The organism is Flavobacterium sp. PL11, from assembly GCF_035985025.1.
Lineage (GTDB): Bacteria > Bacteroidota > Bacteroidia > Flavobacteriales > Flavobacteriaceae > Flavobacterium.
The window spans coordinates 1-18547 of the sequence record NZ_JAXCIA010000034.1 but is presented as its reverse complement, the minus strand read 5'-3'; the positions used below and the strand labels follow the sequence as shown (position 1 = coordinate 18547).

The window sequence follows — 18547 nt, the reverse complement described above, 5'->3', positions numbered from 1 at the left end:
TAAAGTGTAAAAATAACAAAGAATAATCACTTTCACGAACGCGAGTTCTATAATTTAGAAAAACAACCTTAATTCAAACGTTTTCGTTGATAAGTTTTACAGTTATTAAAATAAAATTGAAGAATATTTAATAAAACATAAAAATAGTCAATATTTATTGATAAAAGTTAGCTACTTATTTAATTTTTAACAAAAATAGTTATTACAGTAATTTTGATTTTTAGATAATGATCGCTGCTAATGAATCGTTCAGACTTTCAAATTAAATGAATTAAAGCACTTGAAATTCTGCTGATACTTTATGGACTAATTGCATTTTTTAGAAAATTCCATTAATCTTTTTTTAAAAAGATTGTGCAGTTTATCTTAATATTCATCAGGAATCAAACCTTCTCTATTATTTGGAATACGTTCCGTAAATGGTTTTTTAGAGCGCTGAAATTTAATATATTCTGGAGATAAATTAGAATCTTGGTCTTCAGCAACTGGAGTACTGACTTTTTCAAATTTTAAATTTTTGAAAATTTTATTGACAAACTCTTTAAAAGTATCAAAATCTACTTCGTAAGAAATACCCAAGCCCTGTGTATAACCAATTCCTTGACCCACATAATTAATATCATTTTCTTTATTAAAAAGTCTAAGATTCAGTGTTCCATCTTCATTGACTCTAAAAAGAACTTCAACATCGCCTACAATTGCAGATTCATTAATTCCGCCAAAAGGAACTCCCAGTTTTCCATTGATGGTTACTCTTTCGTTGATCTTTGAGGATATTGTAGCCACAAAACGACCGTCCGTTTCCTTACCTATCCTTCGGTCAGCACCAATAAAATTAATACCAACTTTAAATTTCTCATCATCAGACTGAATAATTCCACCTAAAATACTAGATGCTGTTTCAAATAAACTACCTGAAAAATCAGATTGACTCACTCCCTCTGGACTTAAAAACCCTCCTGAAGATAGTAAGTATAATGCCTGTGTTTGTCTTACATCTTTATCATTTAATTTATATTGAATTTCTGATTTCAGAACACTACTCACCGTTGGAAATTCAATGTTAAAATCGGGTTCTGGACTGGTAAGATCACCTCGCACTCCTATGATTACCTCAACAGGAACTTTAGCATTAAATGATGAATTATCAAGCAATACTGCAGGATTTGCTAAAGTATTATATACTGCTTCAAGGTTAAGTTGCGCTTTCATTGGATTGCCTTCCCAAGTAATTGAACCTCCTTTTTTTACTTCAAATTTTTTGTCAATTAATCCGCCGTATTTAAAATTATAAGTTCCTTCATACGCTTGGAAATCTCCCCACATATTAAATTTTCCAAGAGTATTAATTTTAAATAATAAAGATCCAAATCCTTTTCCTCTCATCCCATGACCTGTATTTCTATCTAAGATCACTTCTACTTCGGCATCAGGTGTAATATCAAAATCAAATTCTAATTCTAAACCATTGTAACTTCTAATATTATCAACGATTCCGTTACTTAAATTATATTTTTCTTTCTCCGTTACAAAATGGAGAAATATATTATCACTTACACTTTGCGCATTGTTAATAGGAATTTTGACTGCTGTTCCTTTTTCTGACTTAGCATCTACTTTTATAAATAAGGAATTCGTAGGACCTTTAATAGTAGCTATACCATCTATGAATGCCGTTCCATAATAAGCGGCATCTTCACTATCTTTTGTATCTAAGGCAAGCAACCTTTTAGAACTAATAGCTAAATCAAGTTTCCAATCAGTAAAGTTATTGTGTTCAATAAAACCATTTAAATTTCCTGTTGATCCATATTTAGTGTCAGTCAGTGTGTTATTTCGAAACAAGAATTGCTCATCAGTTAGATCTATGATGGTGTTTTCACTTAAACCATAATCAACATTTAAGTATGGTATTGTGATACCTCCTTTATCTAAAAATAAACGCCCGTTGATATTGGGTTTATTTAAATTGCCTTCGATAATAGCATTACCAGATATGGAACCTCTAATATTAGATAAAACATCACCACCAAGTGAGTTTAATGTGGCAATATTGAATTTATCAAATTTTAGTTGTAAGTCAAGAATGGTTTGTTTGTCTACAATCTCAAAACTTCCATCGGCATTAAAAGATTCTAAATTTTTGTTTTCTAAATCTGAATTTATGGTAAACTTCTGCAGGTTTTCGTCTCCCTCAATATCAAAATTTAGTATTCCTAAATCTATTTTATTTACATTTAAGTTATCAATTATGATAGAAGCTGTAGGCTGATAGGCATTTTGGTTTTGCTTAAAACTCACTTCACCATTAATATTTCCTTGTAAAACGAATTTATTATTTGCGGGTGTAATTTGATTTAAATCGACATCTTTAAAGTTAAGTTTTAAGTCTTTGACCGTTGGACCTTTAAAGATACCTGCTAGCGAAATAGATTGGTTTTCGTGCGAAAGTACAATATTATCAATACTAAAATTTCTGAATGATTTATCAAAAATTATTTGATTGTCCGCCGTTTCAGTTTCATTTAAAAACCATAGATAATCTTTGAATTTCACTTCTGATTTACTGATTCCTACAACATTATTATTATCCTTATTGATCGTATGATATAAGTTTAAATTGAAATAATCCTGTGCGTTACTTCCACCCTTAAATTCAGAACGAAAGAATAATGTATCCTTGATAGTGACATTGATTAAACTAAAATCTTGTATTTTATAATATTTAGTTTTAATACTGTCTAACTCCACATACGCATTATAAAGTGGATTTTTATTATCTATAGAAATTCTGATATTATCCAGTTTATTATCCGCAACTATAATCTGTGGAGAGTTAAAATTAAATTTAAATTCTTGATTATCAGAATTGATTGATCCTTTAGCAATGGTATTAGCACCTATAGAAATATCAGGAAAAAAGACTTCAATAATTTTACTGTAAATAGAAAAATCAAATTTTAAAAACTGTCCTTTTTTTACTTTATTAGGTTTAAAATTGGCGTATAAACTACCTAAAGAATTTTTAACTAAATTTTCTAATTGATTAAATTCATATTTACCCACAATTTCACCTTGTACAATATCCGGTGAATTGACTGTAATTGTTCTAACCTTATTTTCATCAAAAACAGAATTAATTGTAAAATCGTCAAAAACATAAGTGTCTTTATCATTTTGATACGATGTTTCATTTATAAAAACATTGCCATGGAAATTCTCAATATTGTTACCGGCTGCTTGAATTAATACATCGCCTTTAAATACTGAAATAGAATCATCTGTTAATTTCAACTTAGTCAAGTTGGCATTTTGAACATTAACATGAAAATCGTAACGACTATCTTTATTTTTTAAATCTAATAATCCATCAAAAGTCATATTTAAATTTGGATCGTCCACGGAGATCTTCCCTATATATTCCGGACTTTTTAATGCCCCATCAACTGTAATATTAGTGTAATTATATTTATTATATTCTATTTGGCTAATTTCTCCTTTGATAGCAGTATCTAAATATTTTTGTTTAAATCCACGTCCATCAACATCAATATTCATACTTACCCTACCAAGATCTTTTTGATCTAATAAGGCACCAGCATTAAAATTATCTAAGATAACATTTCCTATATAAGAAGCTTTATCAATATTATCAATATTGCGAATGGCTAATTTTGATGTAACATTTCCTACTGCTGTGGTCATTGCAAAATCAGCTTCCACAGTAGTAGCAGAAACTTGGGCAGTACCTGATGTAGTAAAACGTCCTATTTTTTGTAAGGAAGTAGGTAGTTTATTCCCCAGGATATTGGGTAAGATAACCACTAAATCATCATAAGTAGACGTTAGCTTATCAAATGCAGCAACCATTGAAAATCTTTGTTTGTCTTTGCCAAATAAATTTTTAAAATTAAGATCGCCTATAAGTTCAGTCTTACGTTTATCAATCAATTTAAGATTTTTAAAAGTTAAATCGTTTAGGGTTCCACTAATCTTTGATTTTATAAAAAACTGTTGGTTTTTACCTATTTCATCATAAAAATAGCGAATATCATTAGATGCAATAGAAGCCGAATTTAGTTGAATTTCAAAACGAACTTTATCATTAAAATTAGTGAAATCTGTAATTTTGTACTTTAAAATTACGTCTCCTATCAATTTAGATTCTTTTGTTTCTAAATTTAGTTTTTCGAGCTTAATATTTTTCTTCGTGTAGGTTAAATCAGATTTTAGATTTTTAACATACAATCCTCTAAAATCTAAAAATGACATTTTTTGAATCGAAGCCGTAACATCAGGACCAAAAATCATAAAATTTGTCACGGAAGCATTTAACTTTGTAAAATCAACATCTTTAGGATTTTGACGATTTTCATCTGTTAAAATAAAATGTCCATTATGGATTTTTAGTTTATTTGCTTTTAGCAAAAACTTTCTAGTGGAGGGCTTACCCGTTTCAAAAGCGTTTATAAATTGATCTAAATTAGAGATCTTTTCGTTTTTGTAAGTTTTTAAATTAAATAATAATCCTTGCAGCTCCAAATCATCAAAAATTAAATCGCCATCTAATAACTTTTTACCTTCTAAAACAGTGGTCGCTATGCGTCGGGAATAGATCAAAGTGTCTTTGCGATGATCTCTAATCAACACTTCTTTAAACTTTATGCCTCCAAAAACCGAAATAGCAACACCATCGATAGTAATATTAGTTCCAAAATCTTTATTGATGGAATTAGTAAAATATTGAGCGATTTTAGTTTGGACGAAAGGCAAAGTAAGAGCAATAGCAATAACCAACAAAAGCAGCAGTAACCCAATGAAGGAGCGAAATACTATTTTAAATAATTTTTTGATACCAGTTTACTATTAAATTTGCTACTATTTTATTTTGCCTTTAGAAACGGAGCGGCTTTAATAAAAATTCTTTATTTTTGACGTTTGACAAAAAATAAAAATATTTTTTTGATTTGTCAAAAGTAATTCAAAATTAGTGCCTTTTTATGCAAAATCCCGACGTTTTTATTCTTGCCATCGAAAGTTCCTGTGATGATACTGCGGCGGCTGTTTTACGAAACGACAAAGTACTATCAAATGTTGTGGCAAATCAGCTGATTCATACGCAATATGGTGGTGTTGTTCCAGAACTAGCTTCAAGAGCACATCAACAAAATATTGTTCCTGTAGTTGACGCTGCACTTCGAAAAGCTAATATACAAAAAGAGCAATTATCAGCCATTGCATTTACACAAGGTCCAGGATTAATGGGTTCATTATTAGTAGGAAGTTCATTTGCTAAATCAGTAGCGTTAGCGCTCAACATTCCACTTATTGCCGTAAATCACATGCAAGCGCACGTTTTAGCCCATTTTATTGACGAAGAAGGTTTTGAAAAACCCACTTTTCCATTTCTGGCCTTAACCATAAGCGGCGGACATACCCAAATTATCAAAGTAGATGACTTTTTTGAAATGACGATAATAGGCGAAACAACTGATGACGCAGTAGGAGAAGCATTTGATAAAAGTGCGAAAATTTTAGGCCTTCCCTACCCTGGCGGACCTTTGATTGATAAATACGCTCAGTTAGGAAACCCAAAAGCTTTTGCTTTTACAAAACCCAAAGTGGCAGGATTAGACTTTAGTTTTTCAGGATTGAAAACGGCTATATTGTATTTTATTCAAAAGAAAAAATTAGAAAATCCAAATTTTGTTGATGAAAACTTAAATGATATCTGCGCATCAATTCAATATACTATTGTTGAAATCTTAATGGATAAATTAAAATTAGCAGTCAAAGAAACAAAAATCAAACAAATTGCCATTGGAGGCGGTGTTTCGGCTAATTCTGGCATTCGAACCACTTTAAAAAATGCAGAGGGAATTTATGGTTGGAAAACTTTTATACCTAAATTTGAATACACTACTGATAATGCTGCAATGATAGGAATTGTAGGCTATCAAAAATTTTTAAATCAAACATTTGAAACTTCAGCTGTTGTTTCTAAAGCAAGAATACAATTATAATTATGCAATTATTTTACAATCCAAATATAGACGAAACTACAGAAAATTTTACTTTTGACAAAGAAGAAAGTAAACATATTATTAAAGTATTGCGAAAAAAAGATACTGATATTTTATTTGTGACTAATGGTTTGGGCTTTCTTTTTAAAACAGAAATCACATTAGCATCAGATAGTAAATGCACCGTAAAAATTATATCATTTGAAAAAGCGGCTCCAGCTAAATCTAGATTGCATCTAGCAGTAGCGCCAACGAAAATGAATGATAGGTACGAATGGTTTTTAGAAAAAGCCACTGAAATTGGCATTCAGGAAATAACACCTATTATATGTGATCATTCTGAGAGAAAAGTGATCAATCAGGAACGTTTTGATAAAATTTTATTAGCCGCGATGAAGCAGTCTAATGAATTATATTTACCAAAATTGAATCCTGCTATTACATTCAAAGAGTTTATTAGCTTACATAATGACAACATTAAATTGATAGCGCACTGCGAGGAGACCGATAAAAAAACGTTGAAATCAATTTTGAAACCCAATCAAAACTTAACCATTTTAATTGGACCTGAAGGAGACTTTTCCGAAAAAGAAATCGCGCTTGCTTTGAGTAAAGAGTATACCCCAGTTACCTTAGGCAATACTAGGTTGCGCACCGAAACTGCTGCAATTGTAGCCTGTCATAGTGTAGTTTATGTCAATGAAGATTAAATAAATATGAAATCAATTTGCTATCTTTTTCTACTTTTTACTATATCTTCATTCTCGCAAGAAATTGCCTTAATGAAATATAGCGGTGGCGGCGACTGGTATGCAAATCCCACTTCACTGCCTAATTTGATAAAATTTTGTAACGCGAATATCAATACTAAAATTGCTTTAAAACCAGTGACGGTTGAGCCTAGCAATTCTGATTTATTTTCCTATCCTTATGTTCACTTGACAGGTCACGGCAATGTTGTATTTAACAGTGATGATACTAGTAATATCAAAAATTATTTATCAGCAGGTGGATTTCTTCATATCGATGATAATTATGGAATGGATCAATATATCAGAAAAGAGATAAAAAAAATATTCCCCACTAATGAGTTGGTCGAAATTCCTGCTAATCATTTAATTTTCCAAAAGCCGTACTCATTCCCAAATGGCTTGCCTAAAATACATGAACATGATGGTAAACGACCTCAAGCTTTTGGAATATTTGTCGAAAATAAGTTAGTTTTATTGTACACTTATGAAAGCGATTTAGGTGATGGTTGGGAAGATGTAGAAGTCAATAACGATCCAAAAGAAGTTCGGGAAAAAGCATTGAAAATGGGCGCTAACATAATAAGCTATATCTTTAATAATTAAATATACAATTACTAAACGGTTAAATAATTTAGCTATTTATCTATATTAAAAAATACAAATACAAGCATGATTACATCTAAGATTATTGCAAACGGAATTTTAAGAGCTTTATTAACAATTTTAGTGATTGGCTTAGCCTTGTCATTTTTCTATACTATTCAATCCGTTTTAATTTATTTAGTCATTTCATTAATACTTACTTTAATTGGAAATCCTATTTTAGATTTCTTTAAAAGACGATTAAAGTTTAATCATGTTTTTGCGACAATAGCGGTGTTGTTTATATTTATCTTGATCATTTTTGGTTTTATAATGTTGTTTGTACCTTTAATTTTGGCCCAAGGCCAAAATCTATCCTTATTAAATACTGGCGAAATTGAAAAAGATATTATGCAGTTAATTGATCAAATTACCCTGTTCTTAGATGGACACCAAATTGATTCTGCGCAAGTCTTAAAGGAAGCGAATATAACATCAAAAATAAATTTTAATTTTATTCCTAATTTCTTAAATACAATATTAGGAACTATCAGTAGTTTTGGAATGGGATTGGGATCCGTCTTATTTATTACTTTCTTTTTCCTAAAAGATCGAAGAATGTTTATTTCAGGAGCCAGAAAATTAATTCCAAATTCACATGAAGATCAAATTTTAAATTCTCTAGAAAAGATAAATTCACTGCTATCTCGCTACTTTATTGGATTACTTTTACAATTATTTATTGTATTTATTTTATATTTAATAGTCTTAGTTATTTTCGGAATTCCGAATGCACTTATTATCGCATTTTTATGCGCAGTGCTAAATATAATTCCATATATTGGCCCATTAATCGCTTCTGTACTAGCAGCTGTTTTGAGTATGTTGAGTAATTTAGGAAGTGACTTCCAAACAGAAATACTACCTACTACCATTTATGTATTAATAGGTTTCTGGATTGTTCAAATTATAGATAACAACGCCTCACAACCTATTATTTTCTCAAAAAGTGTTAGTTCTCATCCACTAGAAATTTTCTTAGTGATACTTAGTGCAGGATTTCTTTTTGGAATTTTAGGTATGATCGTGGCGGTTCCTTTATACACTATCATCAAAGTGGTTGGAAAAGAATTTTTTCCCGAAAATCAAATTATTAAACTACTTACTAAAGACATATAATTTTGGATCAACAGATTCTCAGTGAAAAAGTACAAACTTTTATTAATGCAAACATTGCTAATAATATCGCTGTAATAGCGTTACAAAAAAACCCCTTTCCATATATTTCTTGGCCAAAGATTTTGAACCAAATTGAAGCTAAAGCAAAATCAAAAGATAAATTGCCAAGCTGGTTTAAGACTGCAAATATTATTTATCCCAGCAAAATATCGATCGAGCAAACCTCATCAGAAAAAACAGCTTCTTACAAAGCCTCAATCGTTTCAGGCGATAGTTTGATTGATTTAACTGGTGGTTATGGGGTAGACGATTATTATTTTGCTAAAAACGTTACATCAGTTGCGCACTGCGAAATAAACGCCGAATTATCTACCATTGTAAAACATAATTTTGAGCAACTTGCTGTCTCAAATGTGTATTGTTATTCTGGTGATAGCTCAATTATTCTTACTGAATTAGCTATAAAATGGGATTGGATTTATATCGACCCTTCTCGACGTAGTGATATAAAAGGAAAGGTATTCTTGCTAAAAGATTGCGTACCAAATGTCCCCGAAAACTTAGAATTATATTTTAAATATTCTAAATCTATTTTAATAAAAACAGCACCATTACTAGATATTTCAGCAGGATTAGCTGAATTGCAGCAAGTGAAAACAATTCATATTATAGCAGTTGAAAATGAGGTTAAGGAATTATTATGGGAGTTGCACGCTGGTTTTTCAGGAAAGATTACTATCCAAACCGTTAATATTTTAAAAGACAAACTAGAATTTTTTAAGTTTATACGAAACGAAGTTTTTGTAGCTCTGCCGTACACATCTCGTGATAAATATTTATACGAACCCAATAGCGCCATTATGAAATCAGGAGGTTTTGATGAAGTGGGTGCTTTTTATAATGTAAACAAACTTCACAAACATTCTCATTTATACACATCTAACACTTTAATTCCGTTTCCAGGTAGAATATTTGAAATTGAAAATTCGTTTCCATACCGTAAGCCAGAAATGAAAGAATTTTTAGAAAACAAAAAAGCAAATATCACAACACGCAATTTTCCTGATACCGTAGAAATGATCCGCAAAAAATGGAAAATAAAAGATGGCGGGAATTGCTATTGTTTCTTTACAACTGATATAAATAATGAAAAAATAGTTTTAATTTGCACCAAAATTCAATTATAATGAAACACCTACTTTTACTATCTTTTTTTCTTTTTAGCTGCACTGTATTAGCACAAAAACCATGTGAGTATACCACTAACGTCAATGATTCTATTGGGACTTATAAGGAAACTAAGGAATATATGATTAGCGAAAAAAACTTTGCAGGCACTTCAAGCTATATATTTTATTCGTTAGCAAATACAGATGGAGTACCTTCTCTAAACATACAATTTTTGCAAAAAAGTAAAGAATTTATAAAAGCGAATTGCTTTGATAAAAACTCAAAGATATTTTTACAGCTAAACAATGGAAAAATTGTGACTTTAGTCCACATCGATCAAGAAAATTGCGGTACAATGATCCGCGATGATAAGGGTTTTGATAATAGAGTCAACTCCGGAATCTTTTTGTTTACCAAAGATAATTTTGAAGATCTTAAAACTTCAGCAGTTTCGATGATGCGTATTAAGTATCTTACCGATACTGAAGATTATATAATGAAAAAAGAATTTACATCAGAGTTAAATAACCAAACCTACTTTCCTGAAAGATATTTTATAGAAAACTTAAAATGTATTGAATAACTAATTACAATCCCATTTAAAGTTAGACACTTTATCATTAAGTCCAGTTTTAAGATTATAATGCCACCATTCTGAATTAAAAGGGTTAAAACCGCTGCTAGTCATAACTGATTTTAATAGCTGTCTGTTATTTTTAATTTTTTGCGACAAATTGCTATACTCATGGCTAGCTTCTTTACCAAAATGATCAAAAGAAGTTCCCATTTGTAGTTCCTTCCCTTTTTGATCTACTAAGGTAATATCTACTGCTCCACCTTTATTGTGAATGGATCCTTTAGCGGGATCAGCAACATATATAGGATTAGAAACAATAGCCCACATTCTTTTTTGAATATCTAAAGGACGATAGCAATCAAAAATTTTAATGCGGTATCCTTTTTCAATAAATTTATTATTGGCTTCTATTAATGCTTTTACCGTTTTTAAACGCAAATAACACTCCCCGCAATCATACACTTTTTCCTTTAAAAAATTATCCGCAGTTGCGTATTTCATATCGTAAGCAAAGTCTTGGCTATACTTTTTTAAATTGACAAAAGAAGTATCGCTAACGGTAGTTTGAATAATAGTGATTTGCGCCTTTATGGGCATAATGTAAAAAAGTGCTACCAGAAGTATGCTATATTTAATCTTTGTGCTCATCAAAATGTATTTTTTTATAAAATTAAGTTTATTAATAGATTTTTTTCAATGCAAACTGATAATTATTTATTTTATTTGACACTGCAAGGTAAAATAGCTAATATGAGTGACTAATTTGATTTTATTATTGTGAGTGTCATCATAAAATTTTTAGGTCAAAATTGGAATTTTATAGGAAATACAATATGGTTATTACCATTTAATTTGACTTTTTGACTTAAAAATTGTATTTTAGCAATAACACTGAATATAACAGTTCGTACTGGAAATTCTATTTTTGAAAATCTATTCAATTTATTTCCATTTTAGAGTATTATACTCTTTCCGCTGCATTCTGTAGCAATTTTCACATTAGATTATTAACCATTGAGGTTTGTCTTTTTAAAAAAAGATAAATTCTCTATTATTATTAGATCACATGAATAAAAATTCTATGAAAGACAAACGTATCGGTATAATTGGTGCGGGTCCTAGCGGTTTAGCGCAAATCCGTGCTTTTGAAGCTTTAAAAGAAAAAGGATATGCAATGCCAGAAATTATATGTTTTGAGAAACAAGATAATTGGGGCGGTATGTGGAATTATTCTTGGCGAACTGGCGTGGGAAAATATGGGGAACCACTTCACGGCAGTATGTACAAATATCTTTGGTCTAATGGACCTAAAGAATGTTTAGAATTTTCCGATTACTCATTCGATGAGCATTTTAAAAAACCAATATCTTCTTATCCACCTAGACCTGTTTTATTTGACTATATACAAGGACGAATTAAAAAAAGTAATGCCAGAGATTATATCCGTTTTGACACTACAGTTCGCTGGGTAAGCTATGATGAGAATACAAAAAAATTTAATGTCATTTTAGATGATTTAAAAATTGACAAAACCTATTCTGAAGAATTAGACTTTTTAGTTGTTGCCTCTGGCCATTTTTCTACGCCTAATATGCCTTATTTCAAAGGAATTGAGAATTTTCCTGGCACGGTGATGCACGCGCATGATTTTAGAGGTGCTGATCAATTTAAAGATCGCTCCATACTCCTTATTGGTAGTAGCTATTCTGCTGAAGATATTGGCGTGCAATGTTTTAAACATGGTGCAAAGTCAGTGACATTGAGTTATAGAAGTAATCCAATTGGAATCGATTGGCCCGAAGGAATAAAGGAACTTCCTATGGTGACTCACTTTGAAGAAAACATTGCTTTCTTTAAAGATGGCAAAAGTGAAAAATTTGATGCTGTAATAATGTGTACGGGTTACCAACATAAATTTCCGTTTTTACCAGATGAACTTCGTTTAAAAACTAAAAATAATTTATTTCCCGATCATTTATATAAAGGAATCTTTTTTAATTCCTTGCCTCAACTTATTTATTTGGGAATGCAAGATCAGTATTATACTTTTAATATGTTTGATACTCAGGCTTGGGTAGCTCGGGATTACATAATGAAACGTTTATCCATACCAGCAGAAGCAGAACGAAGACTGGATATTGATAATTGGTTAGAGAGAAATAATAAATTAGAAGGGAGCTTAGATAATGTTGATTTTCAGTCAGATTACATCAAAGATTTACTTAGTCTTTCAGATTACCCTCATTTTAATGTTGATAAAGTAGCTCAGATGTTCAAAGAATGGCTGCAAGATAAGGAAGATAATATTCTCACTTATAGAGATAAAACATATCAAAGTGTTGTTACAGGTACAATGGCTGCACAGCATCATACAGAGTGGATGGATGAGCTAGATGATAGTAAGGAAAGATATCTTTATCATCAAGAAGAGGAAATTTCCAATTAATCATTTTACTTTTTTCAAATTAAAAACCACCCTTTATTATTATAGGGTGGTTTTATAATTTAAAGATATTTTAATACGTTATTAGACAAATAAATTTTCACAATTTAAAATTAAAAAGTAGAGGTTTGCAGAATCCAAAGTGAATTTCAAATCTTTTTTTTTATCCTGAGCGGATTCTAAAACTTAAAAGAATAAACTTTTTGGTTAGAGATTGTCTTGGGTTGTTCGAAAAACTTAACGTGAAAAAAAAATAAAATTAATGATTTTCAAATATTACTTAATTGCAGAGCTTGCGATTTTATCAAATGTATGTATATAGATTACAGTGCTTTCAAATATTGAAAATCAAATTTTAAATAATGACAATATCAAGAAAGATGAATCCACTTTTTCTCACTATTCAGTTTAAATGTGCCAATGTGTTCTTTATTCCACTCCAGTGGTCCGATCAACGAAAGAAAATCAGTGCCATTATGACTTCTGTATAAATGGTAGATCTCACCGATAACGGGTTCGAATGAGAATTTAGAATTATACACTAATTCATTCCATTCAAATTCTTCAATTAAACTTTGATACTGTGCTTTAAGTTCATCAAATTTACTGGCAAATTGCTTATTGACCGTGGTAATTCCTCTGCTCTTCCACGAAACTAAATCATCAACTCTAATTGCTGGAGCACCCACACTAGTGCCATAAGGCAAAACATTGGCGTTATATCCATCAGTTTCTGAATATACTATATTATCAGGTTTTTTATTTTCCATTATTTGTGCTATATCAAAATTATATTCGAAAATTGAGATTTTAAAAGAAATCGCTAAATCAATCACTTCTATTTTTCAATAATTATATTGACTTCTCAAATTTTTTACAAATATAAATTATATTTTTTGTTTAACATTATTAATTTATAGATAAACAAAATTAAAGTTCGAAATACGTTATATTACGAACATCACTGCTACATTAGTTATATCAATTTATGTCTGTTGGAATCAATTATCGATTGAGTTAAAGAAAATTTGGTAGACGCGCATTTTTCAGATACCTACAACTAATTATAAAGTAAAAGTCAATTAGTAAATGAGTTCTAATTTATATTTTTTAAAATCGTGAGCAATGATCATTGACTATTCTTGATATTATTAGCTTATAAAACTACTCAATATACCATAGTGAAATAATAACCATCGCATTTGGAGACTTTCCTTTAAAAGACTGTAAAGATGACCACTAAAATTTTTATAAAAGTCAGATATAAAAGATTTTATAACAATTTAATAAAAGATCTCTTGTAATCAATTGATGTAATTTTTTTCTATCGACCTTATAAATTATTTATCGAATGCATAGTTGAAGGTTATAATGATTCTTGAGTAGTGATTCCGATTTTACTACTAAATTCTATTTTTTGTATTAACATACTTATGTAATTACTAATCCATATAACTTCTATGTAGTATCATTTTAACAATTGATTAATCTTTGAAAATTACAAATTTTATTTAAAATCTTGTAAGTGTTCCATCAATTAACAATGATAACTTTGAATTATGTTTGTTTTTATAATTTGAAATATAAATAATTAAGGAAATTATTATGAAGAAAAAAACTATTTTAATTAATGATGCTGGTTCAGGGCTTGGCAAGTAAACCGCAATAGGTTTGGCTCATTATGGTCATCATGTTATTGCCACCGTTCATATTTAGGAGTAAATGTCCAGATTTCAGGAAGATATAAAAGATATTGAATTTGAAAAAAATATAGACATTACCAACTTTATAAATCAAAAAAATCTCAATAACAGCTCATTTTTTCATTTGTAAAAAAAATTTTATTATGCTCAGGAAAGCACCTTTAAAATTTATACTTCAAAAATTATAGCAAAAACTGAGTTGAATATCGGAAATAACTATAACTTTTTATATCTATTATGATGTATTTAAAAAAAATTAACCATTATTAAATTGTATTACGCACTAAAAATTAACTTAAAAAACAATTATTATGACAGAAATTAAAATAGAAAAGAAAACTTCGATTTGGCCATGGATATTTTTATTACTTGGTATTATTGCTGCAATTTGGTTTTTCTTCTTTAGAACCGATGAGACAAATGTGCAAGAAGTGGTTACCGATACCGACACAGAAATGGTTCAGCCTATGGAAGATAACAATGCTGTTTCGGATTATATAATGTTTGTAAATAATGATCCTGATAAAATGGGATTGGATCACGAGTATAGTAGTGAAGCACTTAATAAATTGACTACAGCTGTAGAGGCAACCGCAAATAAACAAAATTTTGATATTTCAGCTGACATTGCAAAGGCACGACAATTTACCGAAGAAATACAAAAAGATCCAACAGCCACGAATCATAGCGACAAAATTAAAGGCGCTGCCGATATTTTAAGCATGGCTTTAAAAAATTTACAACAAGAAAAATACTCAAATTTGACTGCTGAAGCGGACTCGGTGAAAGCTGCAGCTGCAGGAATTAATCCGGCTGTTTTAACACTTGATCAGAAAGATGCTGTTAAAAACTTCTTTACTACTGCAGCAGACTTACTGACAAAAATGAATTAATCAAACCTATTAAAATCTAAAATTATGAAAGACGAAAATAAAAATTTATACTATTTACATGAACTATCTGATTATAAAGTTGCCGATAATTATTCTGATGTTAGAGATTGGAAAGTATTAGATTCCGATTACAAAGTGATCGGTAAAGTAGATGGATTGCTAGTAAGTAAAGAGGCAGAACGTGTTGTTTATCTTGATGTAGAAGTGGATGAAGCTTTAATAGAACAAGGACATCAAACTTTTGGAAAACCTACGACCGATGGTGTTCATGAGTTTCTAAATGATAAAGGAGATACGCATTTAATTATACCTATTGGTTTAGTAACCCTTGACGAAGATTCATCTAAAGTTCACTGTAATTCAATCAATTATTCCACTTTTGTAAAAACAAAACGTTTCAAAAAAGGAATGGAATTAGATCGTTCTTATGAGCTGATGGTTTTACCTCACTATGAAATTGCGGTGGTAGCTGATGAAAGTAATGTTGCCACAGAAAATGATTTTTCTAATGAACAAAGAATTCCTAATGACTCTTTCTACAATCGTAAGGAGTTTTTTCCACCGATTAAAGATTAAGTTATAGTAGTTCTGCGCTTTAGTAATGATAATGAGATAAAATATTTCTTACAGCTGACTAAATACAATTTTTCATTAAAATTTTTTAAAATGATTATTGAAGCAGCTGTTTAGATTAAAAGTTTGTTTTTTTAAAAAAGCATTTTTGCATTTCTTGTTACCTAAAATTCTTGAGTGTACATAATGATTAAGAAAAACATCTCAAAGAAAAATTTGAGATGTTTTTCTTATATACAATTGCTTTGTAAAGTACATATTTTTTGATAATTTTTTATATATACTTCTAAAATTTTAAAGATGAAAAAAGATCCCTTAACTATGGACGAATTGCTAGATCAGTTAGTGGGATTAGATATAATTAAATATGCTGCTATCCCTTTAATATTACTGGTGATAGTAGAATGGATACTTACCTTTATTCAAAAAAAAGATTACTATAATAGCTTAGATACGGCATCGGCTACATTTATTGGACTTGTTAATATTGGAATCGCGGCTGTATTAAAATTAGCCATTTTTGGTGTTATATTATTTTTTCACAATCTCGTTCCTTGGAGTATTCCCACAGTTTGGTGGGCTTATGTTTTGTGTATTATATCAATTGACTTTTTTAGATATTGGTCACATCGATTAACGCACGTCAACCGCTTTTGGTGGGCTACTCATGTGACGCATCACAATTCTGAAAAATATAATCTATCAGTAGCGTTTCGATTGAGTTGGACCCAACATATAAAATTCATCTTTTTTATTCCTGTAATATTGATGGGATTTGACCCTGTTTTATTTTTTATCTGTCACCAAATTGAAGTACTTTATCAATTCTGGGTTCATACAGAACACATCAGAAAACTACCTGCTCCCATTGAATATGTTTTTGTTACCCCTTCACACCATAGAGTACATCATTCAACTAACACCCGATTTTTAGATAAAAACTTTGGATCTACTTTTATAATTTGGGATCGAATGTTTGGGACTTTTCAAGAAGAGGATGAGCAAACAGTTTATGGTCTCACTACTCCAATTAAATCTTACAACCCCATTACCTTAAACTTTCACGAGTGGAAGGATATTGTTATGGATGTCGTCTACAGTCGGTCTTTGAAAGAGGCCTATGCATTGACATTTACAAGCCCATCAAAACTGGAAGCTGTAAAATCTCAATTTAATGCTCTATATTTAAAGAAAAAAGAGCAGTTGATTGCAATTGATACTGAAGTCTTGAGTACCGCTGTTGAAAATGAAAATGATAGTGTATAATAAGATTTAAGAGTTAATTTTTTTTATTAGCGATTACACAGGTTATCTTTTATTAGAGCCATTGATTGAGTTATTGAATTAATTATTTGTTTTGGATTCTTTATTTTTTATGTCAATTTTCGGAGCGATCTATTAATTTGATTTAATTATGGTGACTTGAGCAACTAAATATTTATATATTGTTTATATACTTCCTTCGTTAGGATTACAATTATGGGTCGTTGTTTTTGTTTATTTGTGGTATTTTATAGTTACTTGACCAACTTTACACTCCTATATTGTTTAGATACTTCCTTCTTCAGTATGACAATTATGGGTAGTTGTTTTTGTTTATTTGAGGTGTTTTTAAGTATTGTTTGTTGTATTGAGGTTACTTGAGCAAGTTAATATTCATACATTATTTAGATGCTTCCTTCGTAAGTATATATATTATAAGATCAATATTTTTTTCTTTTTAAAGCTTTAGTGAAACAGCGTTAAACACTGTTTAAGGTAATTTACGTAATAGCAAATATTTACATTATATCAATTAATTTATAACTCGTACCTCTCCCTGCACCTTCCTGCAATAAAATACCTTTAAATATTAAATCTTGCAAATCTCTTAAAGCAGTATCAGTAGAAACGCCAGTTATCTTTGCGTACTTAGAAACCGTCAATTTTCCGAAAAAGTTATCAAGTAACAATTGAGTAACCTTCTGTTGACGATGATTAAAGTCAACAGCGTGATTAGTTTCCCAAAATTGAGCACGTTTTAAAGTCATTTCAATAGTTTGGTCTGTTTGCTTCGTAGAACGTAATAAACAGTCTAAAAACCACTGCAACCAGTCTGTAATATTTAGATCCCCTTTTTGCGTTTTTTCTAATATACTGTAATATGCCTTACGCTCAATTTGAATTTGTGCTGACATAGAGTAAAATCGTTTTTTACTTTGATCAGCTCGTGGTAACTGCGTATCAGTAATAGCTCGAGTAATACGACCGTTCCCGTCGTCAAAAGGATGTATTGTAACAAACCACAAATGTGCAAAAGCAGCTTTCAATACAGGATAAAGTGATTGATCGGAGTTAAACCAATCAAAAAAGACATCCATCTCATAGGGTACTTTTTCCGCTACTGGTGCTTCAAAGTGAACTATTTCTCTCCCCATCGCACCTGATGTTACTTGCATAATACTATCGCGCCAGTCCGCAGTTTTTATTTTATACATTCCGCTCCTACCTGTTGGAAAAAGAGCTGCATGCCATCCAAATAAACGCTCCTCACCTAGCAGTTCTTTATAACGTCAGTCTGTGAAAAAACCACCGTTTTACTTGCATCAAATATAGTATTTAATTTTGTTTATAAGCGAGAAAATTTGTACATTTAAAGATGCAACATATATC

The 18547-nt window shown here is 30.3% G+C and carries 14 protein-coding genes; 10 read left to right on the top strand and 4 right to left on the bottom strand.

Going from position 1 to position 18547, the window contains the following annotated elements:
* Positions 1–366: 366 nt before the first annotated feature.
* Positions 367–4773: a translocation/assembly module TamB domain-containing protein gene (locus tag RCH18_RS14230; RefSeq protein WP_326937434.1), complete on the bottom strand. Its 4407-nt coding sequence runs from the start codon at positions 4771–4773 to the stop codon at positions 367–369.
* A gap of 227 nt (positions 4774–5000) precedes the next feature.
* On the opposite strand from RCH18_RS14230, the gene tsaD reads away from it, so the two are divergent.
* The 6 genes from tsaD to RCH18_RS14200 all read left to right on the top strand — a co-directional run bounded on the left by tsaD (position 5001) and on the right by RCH18_RS14200 (position 10289).
* On the top strand, positions 5001–6023 hold the full coding sequence (gene tsaD / locus RCH18_RS14225) for a tRNA (adenosine(37)-N6)-threonylcarbamoyltransferase complex transferase subunit TsaD (protein WP_326937433.1): 1023 nt from the start codon (positions 5001–5003) through the stop codon (positions 6021–6023).
* A gap of 2 nt (positions 6024–6025) precedes the next feature.
* On the top strand, positions 6026–6733 hold the full coding sequence (locus tag RCH18_RS14220; RefSeq protein ID WP_326937432.1) for a 16S rRNA (uracil(1498)-N(3))-methyltransferase: 708 nt from the start codon (positions 6026–6028) through the stop codon (positions 6731–6733).
* 6 nt (positions 6734–6739) lie between these two features.
* A complete protein-coding gene (locus RCH18_RS14215; RefSeq protein ID WP_326937431.1) occupies positions 6740–7378 on the top strand; it encodes a DUF4159 domain-containing protein in 639 nt (212 codons plus the stop codon).
* A 66-nt stretch (positions 7379–7444) separates the two neighbouring features.
* Positions 7445–8536: an AI-2E family transporter gene (locus RCH18_RS14210; RefSeq protein WP_326937430.1), complete on the top strand. Its 1092-nt coding sequence runs from the start codon at positions 7445–7447 to the stop codon at positions 8534–8536.
* A gap of 2 nt (positions 8537–8538) precedes the next feature.
* The gene (locus RCH18_RS14205; RefSeq protein WP_326937429.1) at positions 8539–9723 is read left to right on the top strand and encodes a THUMP-like domain-containing protein; all 1185 of its coding nucleotides are present in this window, start codon (positions 8539–8541) and stop codon (positions 9721–9723) included.
* Complete coding sequence (locus RCH18_RS14200; RefSeq protein ID WP_326937428.1) at positions 9723–10289, top strand: hypothetical protein; 567 nt, start codon at positions 9723–9725, stop codon at positions 10287–10289. The genes RCH18_RS14205 and RCH18_RS14200 overlap by 1 nt, the downstream gene beginning before the upstream one ends.
* On the opposite strand, the gene RCH18_RS14195 is transcribed toward RCH18_RS14200, so the two are convergent.
* On the bottom strand, positions 10290–10880 hold the full coding sequence (locus tag RCH18_RS14195) for a M15 family metallopeptidase (protein WP_326937448.1): 591 nt from the start codon (positions 10878–10880) through the stop codon (positions 10290–10292).
* A gap of 484 nt (positions 10881–11364) precedes the next feature.
* Here RCH18_RS14195 and RCH18_RS14190 point away from each other — a divergent pair, with 484 nt between their 5' ends.
* Complete coding sequence (locus RCH18_RS14190; RefSeq protein ID WP_326937427.1) at positions 11365–12729, top strand: flavin-containing monooxygenase; 1365 nt, start codon at positions 11365–11367, stop codon at positions 12727–12729.
* Between the two features lie 368 nt (positions 12730–13097).
* Here the strand turns inward: RCH18_RS14190 and RCH18_RS14185 are convergent, their stop codons facing one another.
* Positions 13098–13496, bottom strand: a complete 399-nt coding sequence (locus tag RCH18_RS14185) for a DUF2452 domain-containing protein (protein WP_326937426.1) — start codon at positions 13494–13496, stop codon at positions 13098–13100.
* A gap of 1244 nt (positions 13497–14740) precedes the next feature.
* On the opposite strand from RCH18_RS14185, the gene RCH18_RS14180 reads away from it, so the two are divergent.
* From RCH18_RS14180 to RCH18_RS14170, 3 genes are all read left to right on the top strand, one after another.
* Positions 14741–15322, top strand: coding sequence for a hypothetical protein (locus RCH18_RS14180; RefSeq protein WP_326937425.1), 582 nt, complete (start codon positions 14741–14743; stop codon positions 15320–15322).
* 24 nt (positions 15323–15346) lie between these two features.
* Entirely contained in the window at positions 15347–15898 is a 552-nt protein-coding gene (locus RCH18_RS14175) for a photosystem reaction center subunit H (protein ID WP_326937424.1), read from the top strand.
* Positions 15899–16195: 297 nt separating this feature from the next.
* Positions 16196–17161 carry a sterol desaturase family protein gene (locus RCH18_RS14170; protein ID WP_326937423.1) on the top strand — a complete coding sequence of 322 codons (966 nt, stop codon included), beginning with the start codon at positions 16196–16198 and terminating at the stop codon, positions 17159–17161.
* A gap of 515 nt (positions 17162–17676) precedes the next feature.
* On the opposite strand, the gene RCH18_RS14165 is transcribed toward RCH18_RS14170, so the two are convergent.
* On the bottom strand, positions 17677–18435 hold the full coding sequence (locus tag RCH18_RS14165) for a Fic family protein (protein WP_326937447.1): 759 nt from the start codon (positions 18433–18435) through the stop codon (positions 17677–17679).
* Positions 18436–18547 lie beyond the last annotated feature (112 nt).

Coding starts and splice junctions, on each gene's coding strand:
- RCH18_RS14215 (WP_326937431.1), top strand. CDS start 6,740: ATGAAATCAATTTGCTATCTTTTTCTACTTTTTACTATATCTTCATTC.
- RCH18_RS14195 (WP_326937448.1), bottom strand. CDS start 10,880: ATGCCCATAAAGGCGCAAATCACTATTATTCAAACTACCGTTAGCGAT.
- RCH18_RS14210 (WP_326937430.1), top strand. CDS start 7,445: ATGATTACATCTAAGATTATTGCAAACGGAATTTTAAGAGCTTTATTA.
- RCH18_RS14180 (WP_326937425.1), top strand. CDS start 14,741: ATGACAGAAATTAAAATAGAAAAGAAAACTTCGATTTGGCCATGGATA.
- RCH18_RS14185 (WP_326937426.1), bottom strand. CDS start 13,496: ATGGAAAATAAAAAACCTGATAATATAGTATATTCAGAAACTGATGGA.
- RCH18_RS14175 (WP_326937424.1), top strand. CDS start 15,347: ATGAAAGACGAAAATAAAAATTTATACTATTTACATGAACTATCTGAT.
- tsaD (WP_326937433.1), top strand. CDS start 5,001: ATGCAAAATCCCGACGTTTTTATTCTTGCCATCGAAAGTTCCTGTGAT.
- RCH18_RS14190 (WP_326937427.1), top strand. CDS start 11,365: ATGAAAGACAAACGTATCGGTATAATTGGTGCGGGTCCTAGCGGTTTA.
- RCH18_RS14200 (WP_326937428.1), top strand. CDS start 9,723: ATGAAACACCTACTTTTACTATCTTTTTTTCTTTTTAGCTGCACTGTA.
- RCH18_RS14170 (WP_326937423.1), top strand. CDS start 16,196: ATGAAAAAAGATCCCTTAACTATGGACGAATTGCTAGATCAGTTAGTG.
- RCH18_RS14220 (WP_326937432.1), top strand. CDS start 6,026: ATGCAATTATTTTACAATCCAAATATAGACGAAACTACAGAAAATTTT.